Below are 11,706 nucleotides of genomic sequence, written 5' to 3'. Positions count from 1 at the left end.
AGCGTGTAATCGCTCTGTGTCCGCTTAGTCCTAGACTCCATCTTGCTTATCCCTTTGGGTAAGTCCAAGGTGTCAACGCTAATACGGACGGGTCACAAACTACAATAAAGCTAGTCTTTATGCGGCTTGTGAGGGTATAGGGGGCATCGATTCGTCAGTGGCCCCAAGCATCCAAACCTGTGCCCCCAGCTATGCCCCCTGCTGATGCGAACACTCCCGAACACTGGCGGTCAGCAGCGAACAATCAAGCCATGTTGTGCCCAGGGTAGGCAAGCGTCCTTGAACACTTGCGAACCCTGAAGAACACCTCTTCTTACTTAGACGTTGAACAGGAAGTTCAGCACATCGCCATCCTTGACGATGTATTCCTTGCCTTCGGCGCGCATCTTGCCCGCTTCCTTGGCACCTTGCTCACCCTTGTACTGGATGTAGTCTTCAAAGGCGATGGTCTGGGCACGGATAAAGCCGCGCTCGAAATCGCCGTGGATGACGCCAGCGGCCTGGGGAGCGGTGGCGCCAATCGGCACGGTCCAGGCGCGCACTTCCTTCACACCGGCGGTGAAGTAGGTTTGCAGACCCAGCAAGGTGAAACCAGCGCGGATCAGGCGGTTCAGGCCGGGCTCTTCCAGGCCCATTTCCTGCAGGAACATGTCGCGGTCTTCGTCGCCCATCTCGGACATTTCTGCCTCGATCTTGGCGCAGATGGCGACCACGGGTGCGCCCTGTGCTTCGGCATAGGCCTTCAGGCTGTCGAGCAGCGGGTTGTTCTCAAAGCCGTCTTCGCTGACGTTGCCGACAAACATCGCGGGCTTGGCGGTGATCAGGCAGAACTGCTTGAGCAGCGGCGCGTCTTCCTTGGACACGGGCACGATGCGGGCAGGCTTGCCCTGGTCCAGCACGGCCTGGATGGGGGTCAGCAGCGAGACCAGCTTGGCAGCATCCTTGTCGTTGCCCGACTTCGCGGCCTTGCTGTAGCGGTTCAGCGCCTTCTCCACGGTGGCCAGGTCGGCCAGGCAGAGTTCGGTCTGGATGACTTCGATATCGGCGATCGGGTCTACCTTGTTGGCCACGTGGATCACGTTGGGGTCTTCGAAGCAGCGCACCACGTTCACGATGGCGTCGGTTTCACGGATGTGGGCCAGGAACTGGTTGCCCAGGCCTTCACCCTTGGAGGCGCCTGCCACCAGGCCGGCGATGTCCACAAACTCCACGATGGCCGGAACAATGCGCTCGGGCTCCACAATCTTGGACAGCTGGTCCAAACGCGGATCAGGCACTTCGACGACGCCGGTATTGGGTTCGATCGTGCAGAAAGGATAGTTTTCGGCGGCAATCCCTGCCTTGGTCAACGCATTAAAAAGGGTGGACTTGCCAACATTGGGCAAACCGACGATGCCGCATTTGAGGCTCATGGCAGTGCTTTCTCTATTCTTTCGGACAAACCCGGCATTTTAAGCCGACTGCATGGCAATCGCGAATCCAGGCGTATTTCAACGGCAAGCCTCAGTCAAACTGCAAGGCGCCGCCGACAGCATCACCCACCCGCAACACCCCGCCCGTGCCCGCTGGCACATAGGCATTCATGCCAAAGGTCACGGCGCCATCCAGGCGGTCATCGTGGCGGTAGGTCTGCAAGGTGTCGGTCACGCTGGTGCCGCTGGCAGCAGTGGCCGGGTCGATATCGGGGATGGGGCAGCGCGCACAGGGCTTGACCAGGGGCAGATCTGCCCATTGCTGGCTGCCCGGGCCGCCCTGCTGCACGGACAGGCTCTCGATGCGGTCCTCGTCATGGGACTGGAAGCCGTCGACCACGATATTGGCGCGAAAGCGCTCTGCGACCACCGGCGCTTCGCCCGCCTGGGTCAGGCGCGCATTGAGCTCATTGACCGAGGCCTGGCTAACGACCAGCACCGGAAAGCCATCGGCAAACTGCGTGGGCGCATCGGCGCCGCGCGTCCATTTCTTGCTGGCCAGCCTCAACACCTGGGGTGCCATGCGTACCAGATAGCACTCGGTCTGCAGGAACGTGCTGAACCAGGCATTGACCGCATCGGGCGCCTGCAGGCCCGTCACCCGGTCGTCCCAGACGCGCACCGCGCGCTCGGTGCCGGCAAAGGCCATATCGACCGTGAGCGGCTCCATGCCCGGGGCGGTCACCGTCATCACGCCGTCGGCAATGGCGGGCTGCACCAGCACCATGCGGGCGATTTCGCGCTGCGAGATGAAGTCGCCCTTGCCATCGACCAGCATGAAGGCCCGGTCATGCTCCAGGCCCGTGGCCAACAGGCGCGCGCTTTGCACGGCGATGCCGGCGCAGGATTTGATGGGAAAAACCCACAATTGGCCAATATGGCCGGTGACATCAAAAAAATCGCTATTTGCCATGCTGCTCTGCGCCTGGGTTGATTCTGGGCAAACCACACTGTACCTAGTAAAAGGTCACCGCGCATCCAGGGATCCTCTGCAAAACTCCCTGGCCTGGTCTGAATACGGGTCGGGCGATCCGCGCCCATCCCATGTGGCGAGGGTTTTGCAAGGGATCCCGACTGCGCGCCAAACGGTGGCCAGACCCTTGCAGCAAGTCGTACAGGCGCCCTGCGCTGCCACAGTGCCCCACTACAATAGATCGCTTATGGCTTCTGAATTCGACGTTTGTATCCGTGGCGCGGGCATTGTGGGCCGCAGCTTGGCATTGTTGCTGGCGCGGGAGCGCATGAGCGTGGCGCTGGTGGACACCGCCCCGGCACCCAGCAACAGCGGCCATGGCGATGTGCGCGCCTATGCCCTCAACCAGCTCTCGCGGGAGGTGCTGCAATCGGTTCGCAGCTGGCCCGAGGCGCAGTACGCCACGCCGGTGACCCGCATGGATGTTTATGGCGACCAGGGCGGCGAGGTGCATTTTGATGCGGCGCAGCAGCATACCGAAGCGCTGAACTGGATTGTGGATGTGCCCGCACTGGAGGCCCAACTGGCCGCCGCCGTGCGCTACCAGCCGATGGTGGAGACGGTCACCAGCCCCGTCGATGCCAGCCTGACGGTGGTCTGCGAAGGCAAACACAGCCGCACCCGTGAAGAATTTGGCGTGGAGTTCGCCACCATCCCCTACCACCAGACAGCGGTCGCTACCCGCCTGCGCTGCGAGCGCCCGCATGGGCAGGCCGCACGCCAGTGGTTTTCTGCCGCTGGCGATATTCTGGCCTTTCTGCCGCTGGGCGGCCCGGACGGCCATGAGGTGGCCGTGGTCTGGTCGCTGCCGGTCAGCCAGGTCGAAGGCGTCAAGGCGCTGGACGATGCAGGTTTGGCGATGGCACTGGAATCGGCCAGCCAGGGCATGCTGGGCCCGTTGACGGTTTGCGCCGAGCGCGCCGCCTGGCCGCTGCAGCAATCGGTTGCGCGCCAGTGGTGCGGCCCGATGCCGGGAAGCGCCTTGCAAGATACCGCCCGGGCCCAAAGCTGGGTGCTGGCCGGCGACAGCGCCCACGCCGTGCACCCGCTGGCTGGCCAGGGCTTGAACCTGGGCATGGCCGATATCGCCGCGCTGGCCCGCTTGCTGACCAGCGAAGATGCACGCTGGCGCCGCCTGTCGGACCTGCGCCTGCTGCGCCGGTATGAGCGTGAGCGCAAGGCGCGCCTGGCCCCCATCGGCTTGGCGATGGACAGCATTCAACAATTGTTTACCAGGCCCGAGACACCTTTGCAGAGCCTGAGAAACTGGGGCATGCGCGGCTTTGAGAGCAGCGGTCCGCTGAAATCCTGGGTCACCCGCCAGGCCATGGGAGTGAACTTTTAGCGCCCATCTGGTACAAACCGTCGTTCGGCCAAAAGCCGCTTGCGGTACCAAAATGTTAATAGTTGCGGGGGTTTAGCATTCAGCCACACGTCCCGCCCAGACTGACATCGGTGCACCGCCAAGCGGCTTTCCCTGCGTTGGGGCCTATCCAGCGCGCTGGCTTTTTACTATCAAGATCAAAGAAGGTTTCTCATGCGAATTCTCTCTACCGTATTGGCCAGTGCTGCCATCGCGGCCAGTTTCTCTGCCAGTGCGCAAGAAGACGTGATCCGCAAGGCGCTGGCAGAGCGCATCCCCCAGCTGCAAAAGATTGACGAAGTCAGCGCCACGCCGATGCAGGGCCTGTATGAAGTGCGCGTCGGCACCGACCTGTTCTACAGCGATGCCAAGGGCAACTACCTGATCCAGGGCGAGCTGATCGACACCCAGGCGCACCGCAATCTGACCGAAGACCGCATGAACAAGCTGACGGCGGTGGACTTCAACAGCCTGAACCTGAAGGACGCGATCAAGACCGTCAAGGGCAATGGCTCGCGCAAGATTGCCGTGTTTGAAGACCCCAACTGCGGTTACTGCAAGCGCTTCGAGAAAGACCTGCAAAACGTCAAGGACGTGACGGTCTACACCTTCCTCTACCCGATCCTGAGCCCCGACTCGGTCGAGAAGTCGCGCAACATCTGGTGCGCCAAGGACCCGGCCAAGGAATGGGCCAGCCACATGCTCAAGGGCACCGATGCCCCCGCCGCCGCATCGAGCTGCGACGTGACTGCGCTGCAGCGCAATATGGAATTTGGCCGCAAGTACAAGATCACCGGCACGCCGACGATCTTCTTTGCAGACGGCTCGCGCGTCCCCGGCGCCATCGGCTCGGACGACCTGGAAAAGCGCCTGAAAGCTGTCAAGTAAGCCTGGCGCGCTGCCGCCCCCTTTTCTCAGGCCCTTCGGGGCCTTTTTTGCGTCCGTTGAATTCCTGGATTGCCACGCGCCCATGCAATTGGGGCTACGCTTGCAGGCTATGACTCAAAGCGCACCCGCCCTGGCACCGCACGCCATCCAGTACACCATCACGCCCATCGATCTGCATGCCCACCTCTACCAGGTGGTGCTCAATATCCCCCGGCCCAAGGCGATGCAGACGGTATCGTTGCCGGTCTGGATCCCCGGCAGCTACCTGGTGCGGGAGTTTTCCAAGTCGCTGCAAAGCCTGAGCGCCAGCCAAGGCGGGCAGCTGGTCGACATCCAACAGCAGAACAAGAACACCTGGGCAGTGGACTGCAGCGCAGCAGAGCCGCTGACCTTGAGCTACCAGATCTGTGCCTATGACAGCTCGGTGCGCACCGCCTGGCTCGACAGCCAACGCGGCTTTTTTAATGGCACCAGCGTGTTTCTGCGTGTGCATGGCAGCGAAGCCTTGCTGCAGGTGCTGCACATCGAGCCGCCGGCCCAGCAGCCCCACTGGCAGGTGGCTACCGGCCTTTTGGCCGCGCAGACTACCCCCCAGGGCTTTGGCCGCTACCACGCCAGCAGCTATGACGAGCTGGTGGACTGCCCGGTCGAGATGGGGCCATTCTGGAGCGCCGAGTTCAGCGCCCATGGCGTGGCGCACCGCTTTGTGGTGGCCGGCGCACCGCCCAGCTTTGATGGCGCGCGCCTGATTGCCGACACGCAAAAGATCTGCGAGACCGAAATCCGCCTCTGGCACCCCCGGGGCAAACCTCCCTTTGAGCGCTATGTGTTCATGCTCAACGCCATGGACGACAACTATGGCGGCCTGGAGCACAAGAACTCCACCGCCTTGATCTGCAGCCGGCGCGACCTGCCGCGCAAGGGCGAGGCCCAGGCCAGCAGCGGCTACATCACCTTGCTGGGGCTGATCAGTCACGAGTACTTCCATACCTGGAACGTCAAGCGCCTGCGCCCGATGGAGCTGGCCAGCTACGACTACGAGCGCGAGAACTACACCGAGCTGTTGTGGTTCTTCGAAGGCTTCACCAGCTACTACGACGACCTGATCCTGCGCCGCGCCGGTCTGCTGGACAACAGCCAGTACCTCAAGCTGCTCAACAAGACCTTGAACCAGGTGCTGCAGACGCCGGGCCGCCATCTGCAGAGTGTGGCCGAGGCTAGCTATGACGCCTGGGTCAAGTACTACCGCCAGGACGAGAACACGCCGAACGCCACCGTCAGCTACTACACCAAGGGATCGCTGGTGGCGCTGTGCCTGGACCTGAGCCTGCGCCGCGCAGGCCACAGCGGGCTCGACGTGGTGATGCGGGCACTGTACCGCCGCTGCAAGGCCGGCCCCATGCGCGAGCAGGACCTGCTCGATGTGCTGCATGAGCTGACCGACCGCAGCTGGGCCGCCGACATCAGCGCCTGGGTGCATGGCAAGCTCGATTTGCCCGTGGCTGCCCTGCTCCAGGCCCATGGCGTGGACTGCCAGCCCGACAAGCCCCAGATCGCCCAGCAGCTGGGCCTGCGGGTGGCCGAGGGCGCTGCAGGCATCAGCATCAAGGTGGTGCTGCGCGGTGGCGCGGCCGAGGCCGCTGGCATGATGGCCGGCGATGAATGGCTTGGCATCGAGCCGCTGCAGGCCAGCACCGACAGCATTGGCTGGCGCCTGCACAAGCTGGACGACCTGCCGCTGTATGCCGGTGATGCCCAGCAGGTGCTGGCCCTGGTCGCGCGCGACAAGCGCCTGCTGCGCCTGCCGCTGGCCTTGCCGGCCCGCGCCGCCAACGCCCCGGGCAAAGGCCGCAAGAAGCCCCCAAAAACTGCCAGCCAGAGCGATACCGTCACCTTGGCTGTCACCGATGTGAATCTGGTCAACCTTTGGCTGGACGGGCGCTGACTGCGGACAGCGGCCCGCCCACCTGCACCCAAAAAGCGCCATCTTGCGCAGACTGCTGCGCCGCAACAGCCTGCTTGGTGTAGGATGCCTGTCGACCATGCGGGCGCCAGCAGGCCGCTGCTGCCCCACAAACCCAAGGAGACAGACCGTGGCCTATGAAATGATCGAAGTGCGCGTCGAAGCCGAAAAGGTGGGCATCATCACGCTGAACCGCCCCAAGGCGCTGAACGCGCTGAACGACCAGCTGATGAACGAGCTGGGTGAGGCGCTCAAGGCCTTTGATGCCGACAAGAACATTGGCTGCATGATCATCACCGGCAGCGAAAAAGCCTTTGCCGCAGGCGCCGACATTGGTGCCATGGCCAAGTACAGCTTTGCCGATGCCTATGGCGGCGACTACATCACCCGCAACTGGGAAGCGATCCGCAGCATCCGCAAGCCGGTGATTGCCGCCGTCAGCGGCTACGCGCTGGGTGGTGGCTGCGAGCTGGCGATGATGTGCGACTTCATCATTGCGGCCGACAACGCCCGCTTTGGCCAGCCCGAGATCAAGCTGGGCGTCATCCCCGGTGCCGGCGGCACGCAGCGCCTGCCCCGCGCCGTGGGCAAGGCCAAGGCCATGGATCTGGCCCTCACCGGCCGCATGATGAATGCCGACGAGGCCGAGCGTGCCAGCCTGGTCAGCCGCGTGGTCCCCGTCGACAAGCTGATGGAAGAAGCGCTGGGCGCCGCCATCATCATCAGCGGCTTCTCGCAGCTGGCCGTGATGGCCGCCAAGGAATCGGTGAACCGCGCCTTTGAGGGCAGCCTCAACGACGGCGTGATGTTCGAGCGCCGCCTGTTCCACGCGCTGTTCGCCACCAACGACCAGAAGGAAGGCATGGACGCCTTCGTCAACAAGCGCCCAGCCCAGTTCAGCAACAGCTGATCGACGTCGCAGCGCCGTTGGAGCCAGGCCAATGGGCCTGGGCCCGCCCGGCGCCCACCACGCCAAATGACCCAATTTTGACAAAACCTGGCGACATTGATCGCCAGGCCAAATTTTCGGTATATAATTTCGTTCTGCCGGTCGTATAGCTCAGTTGGTTAGAGCGCAGCATTCATAATGCTGATGTCGTAGGTTCAAGTCCCACTACGACCACCAGGTTTCAAGCCGCAGTGATTGCACAATCACTGCGGCTTTTCTCTTTGGCGCATCTGTTTTGATGGCTGCAAGTCCTGCCGGAAAAGTCACCGCTAGCATCCGGTACGCCGCCCATCCGCCTCTACAATGGAGGCCGTCGGTCGTATAGCTCAGTTGGTTAGAGCGCAGCATTCATAATGCTGATGTCGTAGGTTCAAGTCCCACTACGACCACCACATTCCACCGCAGTGCCTGCCCAAGTGAACTGACCCCAAGAAGTTGGACAGTTGAATGTTAGCGGCTCAAGGCCTGAGTTCGGTACTCCACCGGGCTCAGGCCTTTTAGTTTGAGCTTGAGCCGGTGGTGGTTGTAGTAGTGAATGTAGTCGTGCAGCCCTTTGCGCAGCTGCTCGATGCTCTCAAATCTGTTCAGTTTGAAGAATTCAGACTTGAGTGTGCCAAAGAAACTCTCCATTGCAGCGTTGTCCAGGCAGTTGCCTTTGCGGGACATGCTTTGGGTCAAGCCGCGCTCGGCCAGCTGCTGGCGGTAGGGTCGCATGTGGTAGTGCCAGCCCTGGTCCGAGTGCAGCAATGGTGCCTGCCTATCAGTGAGCCTCGCCAGCGCCTTCTTGAGCATATTGCTTACCAGCGGGAAGAGCGGGCGCTCGAGCATCTCGTAGGCCACTATCTCTCCATTGAACAGATCCATGATTGGCGAGAGGTAAAGCTTCTCGCCTTTTACGTTGAACTCTGTCACATCGGTCACCCATTTCTCATTGGGCCGTTTGGCCTTGAACTGGCGGTTGAGCAGGTTGGGCGTTGCGCTCAGCTCACCCCGATAGGAGCGGTACTTTTTTAGGCGGACAAGCGACTTCAGCGCCATATCGTTCATAAGGCGCTGCACGGTTTTGTGGTTGACCTGCTGGCCACAGCGCACCAGCTCCGCCGTAATGCGCCGATAGCCGTAAAGGCCCTTGTGGCGCTCATACACGGCGCGGATGCTAGCTTTGAGCTGGGCATATTTATCGCCCGCCTGCAGTGCCTTGGCTTGGTAGTAGAAGGTGCTGCGCGACAGGCCAGCTGCCAACAGCAGTCCGCTCAATGAGTGATAAGGCCTTAGCTCGAGGACGGCTTGCGCCCTTTGGGCGCAGCTTGCCGGCTGGCTTGAACTAAGGCCTCGAGTTTTTTTAGATAGGCCACCTCCGCACGCAGCGCTTCGTTTTCTTTGCGCAGGGACTCAAGGGTTTGCGAGTCTTTCGTTTGACCTGGTGCGCTGGGGGTAGGTTTGGATATTGGCATCTTTGGAGGGCGGCCTCTAGGCTTGGGGTGAAGTGCTTGCGCACCGCCCTGATCGTACAGCCGTCGCCACTGGGCTACAACGCCACCTCCACCTCGAAGCCCAAAGATCACAGCAGTCTGCTTATCGGAGAGTTCTTGGTGCTTGGCATGCGCGAGCACGTGCAGCTTGAACTTGACGCTGTAACGACTGAACTTCTTGCGCAGCCCATCAATACCATGCGCTTGGTAGCTATTTGTCCACTGACGCAGGAGTGAAGCATGCAAGCCTGCCTGCTCGGCCAAGGCCCTGTTGCTTATCCCTCCTCCCAGATACTTCTGGACCATCTTGAGCTTGAAGCTCTCATCGTATTTCGTCATGAAAAACACCCCAAAGGTTGGACTGGTGTCCAACTTTTGGGGTGCAGTTCAAAGGCACTGCGGTTTTTTTATGCCCGCAGGGCACAATGGCCCCATGCAAGACCTGTTCAGCCCCAACGCCGACGACGGCCAGCCGCCCTGGGAGCGCATTGCCATTGGCCGCCAGGCCTGTGTGCTGCGCGGCTTTGCGCTGCGCTGGGAGCAGGATTTGCTGCGCCAAGTGCAGGCCATCGTGCAGCAGGCGCCGTTTCGGCATTTGCGCACCTCAGGCGGGCGCTCTATGCAGGTGGCGATGAGCAACTGCGGCGCATTTGGCTGGTACAGCGACCAGCACGGCTACCGCTACACCGCAACCGATCCCTTGAGCGGTCAGCCCTGGCCGCCGATGCCAACCACCTTTGTAGCACTGGCCACGCAGGCGGCAGAGGCCGCCGAGCTGCCGCCGTTTGCGCCCAATGCCTGCCTGATCAACCGCTACAGCATCGGCACCCGCCTGACCCTGCACCAGGATGAGGGCGATGCCCGCCACCCCATCGTGTCGGTATCACTGGGCTTACCCGCCATCTTGCTGTGGGGTGGTGACGAGCGTGCCGATGCCACGCAAAAGCTGCCGCTGCAGCATGGCGATGTGGTGGTCTGGGGTGGCGTGGACCGCATGCGCTACCACGGGGTGATGCCGGTCAAGGATGGCACCAGCCCGGTGGCCCATCCGCTGCTGGACGGGCAGAGAATCAACCTCACCTTTCGCCGCGCGGGCTGACCCGGCTACCAGCCTCAGGGAACACCCCGCCTGCGCTGCAGGCGGGGCAAATGCGGCCTTGCTCATGCAGGGGGATTGGCCATGCTGCCCTTGCGGCGCTGAATGCGGGCCATGAATACGATGGCCAGAACGGCGGCCAGCACTTCCACCACGGCAACCAGGTACAGGCCCGGGGCCACCTTGCCGGTGGACGCCTTGATCAAGCCCATCAGGTAAGGCGCGCCGAAGCCGGCCAGGTTGGCGACCGAGTTGATCAACGCCACACCCACGGCTGCAGCGCCGCCGCTCAGCAGCATGTTGGGCATCTGCCAGAACACGGGGATGGCGCTCATTGTGCCAATCAGGGCAAGCGCCATGGCGGTGAGCGCCAGCACCACTGGAATGCTGCTGAACCCCATGGTGATGGCCAACACCAGCATACCGCCAGCCCCCAGCAGGACAGAGCCTGCAAAGTGCCAGCGCACTTCGCCGCGCTGGTCCGAATGGCGACCGTTGACAATCATGCCCGCAGCCCCCAAGAAATAGATCGCGCCTGCAATCCAGCCTACCTGCATCGGAGAGCTAAAGCCCGCTTCGTGGATGACGGTCGGCATCCAGAAGGTCAGCGTGGAATTGGCGCAGAGCAGGCAGAAGAATACCGCTGTCACCAGCCACACCATGGGATTTTTGAACAGGGTGCGCCAGTCACTGTGGCGATCGCCCTGCGCCTTCTGATCCAGCTCCAGTTGCTGGCGCACGATGGCGCGGTCCGCATCGGTCAGCCACTTGGCCAGCTCTGGCCGGTCCGTCATGTAGAAATAGGCCAGCACCCCAGCCAGCACCGACGGAATGCCCTCGATGATGAAAAGCCACTGCCAGCCATGCATGCCCTGGACTCCGGCCATCCAGGTCATGATGACCCCCGCGAGCGGCCCGCCCAGCACGCCTGCGATGGCCGACGCCGACATGAAGGTGCCAAAGGCCTTGGCGCGGCGCTGCGATGGGTACCAGTAGGTCAGGTACAGGATGACGCCAGGGTAGAAGCCCGCCTCGAAGGCGCCCAGCAGAAAGCGAAGAATGTAGAACTGCGTGGGCGTGGTCACCCAGGCCTGCAGAATGCAGATGATGCCCCAGCCCATGGCAATGCGCATGACGGTTTTCTTGGCGCCTATCTTCTGCAGCAACATGTTGGAAGGGACTTCGAACAGGAAGTAGCCGATGAAGAAAATGCCCGCGCCCAGACCGTACACGGCTTCGCTGAACTTCAGGTCATCGAGCATCTGCAGCTTGGCAAAGCCGATGTTGACGCGGTCCAGCCAGGCCAGCACCCACAGCACACCGAGAAAAGGCAAGAGCCGCCAGGATATCTTGGAATAGGTGGCATCGACCTCCTGGGCAGAAGGTATCGCACCGCGAAGTGGCACGCTTTGAGCGTTCATGGCAAGTCCTTGTCTCGAGCATTTTTAGTGGGGTTTGCGAACACTTGCATGGTTGCTGCTCGTGGCGATATGCGAAACTCATCAGCCGCTATAAACCAAATAGCAAAAT

General features: G+C 61.9%; 9 protein-coding genes and 2 tRNA genes. 7 read left to right on the top strand and 4 right to left on the bottom strand.

What is annotated here, in order from left to right:
* Positions 1–317: 317 nt before the first annotated feature.
* Both ychF and EDF71_RS17155 read right to left on the bottom strand, forming a co-directional pair.
* The gene (ychF, locus tag EDF71_RS17160) at positions 318–1,412 is read right to left on the bottom strand and encodes a redox-regulated ATPase YchF (protein ID WP_133857775.1); all 1,095 of its coding nucleotides are present in this window, start codon (positions 1,410–1,412) and stop codon (positions 318–320) included.
* A gap of 91 nt (positions 1,413–1,503) precedes the next feature.
* Entirely contained in the window at positions 1,504–2,385 is an 882-nt protein-coding gene (locus tag EDF71_RS17155; protein ID WP_133857774.1) for an MOSC N-terminal beta barrel domain-containing protein, read from the bottom strand.
* A 247-nt stretch (positions 2,386–2,632) separates the two neighbouring features.
* Between EDF71_RS17155 and EDF71_RS17150 the strand changes: the two genes are divergently transcribed.
* From EDF71_RS17150 to EDF71_RS17125, 6 genes are all read left to right on the top strand, one after another.
* Positions 2,633–3,790 (top strand): FAD-dependent monooxygenase, encoded by a 1,158-nt coding sequence (locus tag EDF71_RS17150; RefSeq protein ID WP_133857773.1) that lies wholly within the window; start codon positions 2,633–2,635, stop codon positions 3,788–3,790.
* Between the two features lie 192 nt (positions 3,791–3,982).
* The gene (locus tag EDF71_RS17145) at positions 3,983–4,696 is read left to right on the top strand and encodes a DsbC family protein (protein ID WP_133857772.1); all 714 of its coding nucleotides are present in this window, start codon (positions 3,983–3,985) and stop codon (positions 4,694–4,696) included.
* Positions 4,697–4,805: 109 nt separating this feature from the next.
* On the top strand, positions 4,806–6,641 hold the full coding sequence (locus tag EDF71_RS17140; protein ID WP_133857771.1) for a M61 family metallopeptidase: 1,836 nt from the start codon (positions 4,806–4,808) through the stop codon (positions 6,639–6,641).
* Positions 6,642–6,789: 148 nt separating this feature from the next.
* Positions 6,790–7,569 carry an enoyl-CoA hydratase gene (locus tag EDF71_RS17135; protein ID WP_021025456.1) on the top strand — a complete coding sequence of 260 codons (780 nt, stop codon included), beginning with the start codon at positions 6,790–6,792 and terminating at the stop codon, positions 7,567–7,569.
* Between the two features lie 139 nt (positions 7,570–7,708).
* A tRNA-Met gene (locus tag EDF71_RS17130) sits at positions 7,709–7,785 on the top strand.
* A 138-nt stretch (positions 7,786–7,923) separates the two neighbouring features.
* A tRNA-Met gene (locus EDF71_RS17125) sits at positions 7,924–8,000 on the top strand.
* A 58-nt stretch (positions 8,001–8,058) separates the two neighbouring features.
* Here EDF71_RS17125 and EDF71_RS17120 read toward each other — a convergent pair.
* Positions 8,059–9,419, bottom strand: a protein-coding gene (locus tag EDF71_RS17120) for an IS3 family transposase (RefSeq protein WP_133857770.1) whose coding sequence is annotated in 2 segments (ribosomal slippage) — positions 8,059–8,945 and positions 8,945–9,419 — 1,362 coding nt in all. Because the reading frame shifts where the segments join, the coding sequence is not laid out codon by codon here.
* A gap of 94 nt (positions 9,420–9,513) precedes the next feature.
* On the opposite strand from EDF71_RS17120, the gene alkB reads away from it, so the two are divergent.
* On the top strand, positions 9,514–10,179 hold the full coding sequence (gene alkB / locus EDF71_RS17115) for a DNA oxidative demethylase AlkB (protein ID WP_133857769.1): 666 nt from the start codon (positions 9,514–9,516) through the stop codon (positions 10,177–10,179).
* Between the two features lie 62 nt (positions 10,180–10,241).
* On the opposite strand, the gene EDF71_RS17110 is transcribed toward alkB, so the two are convergent.
* The gene (locus EDF71_RS17110; protein ID WP_133857768.1) at positions 10,242–11,597 is read right to left on the bottom strand and encodes an MFS transporter; all 1,356 of its coding nucleotides are present in this window, start codon (positions 11,595–11,597) and stop codon (positions 10,242–10,244) included.
* Between the last annotated feature and the right edge of the window lie 109 nt (positions 11,598–11,706).

Origin of the sequence: Comamonas sp. JUb58 (assembly GCF_004364775.1) — a bacterium.
Lineage (GTDB): Bacteria > Pseudomonadota > Gammaproteobacteria > Burkholderiales > Burkholderiaceae_C > Comamonas.
The sequence above is the reverse complement of the archived record's forward strand: the minus strand, read 5'-3'. Positions and strand labels throughout refer to the sequence as shown.

Coding starts and splice junctions, on each gene's coding strand:
- ychF (WP_133857775.1), bottom strand. CDS start 1,412: ATGAGCCTCAAATGCGGCATCGTCGGTTTGCCCAATGTTGGCAAGTCC.
- EDF71_RS17155 (WP_133857774.1), bottom strand. CDS start 2,385: ATGGCAAATAGCGATTTTTTTGATGTCACCGGCCATATTGGCCAATTG.
- EDF71_RS17150 (WP_133857773.1), top strand. CDS start 2,633: ATGGCTTCTGAATTCGACGTTTGTATCCGTGGCGCGGGCATTGTGGGC.
- EDF71_RS17145 (WP_133857772.1), top strand. CDS start 3,983: ATGCGAATTCTCTCTACCGTATTGGCCAGTGCTGCCATCGCGGCCAGT.
- EDF71_RS17140 (WP_133857771.1), top strand. CDS start 4,806: ATGACTCAAAGCGCACCCGCCCTGGCACCGCACGCCATCCAGTACACC.
- alkB (WP_133857769.1), top strand. CDS start 9,514: ATGCAAGACCTGTTCAGCCCCAACGCCGACGACGGCCAGCCGCCCTGG.
- EDF71_RS17110 (WP_133857768.1), bottom strand. CDS start 11,597: ATGAACGCTCAAAGCGTGCCACTTCGCGGTGCGATACCTTCTGCCCAG.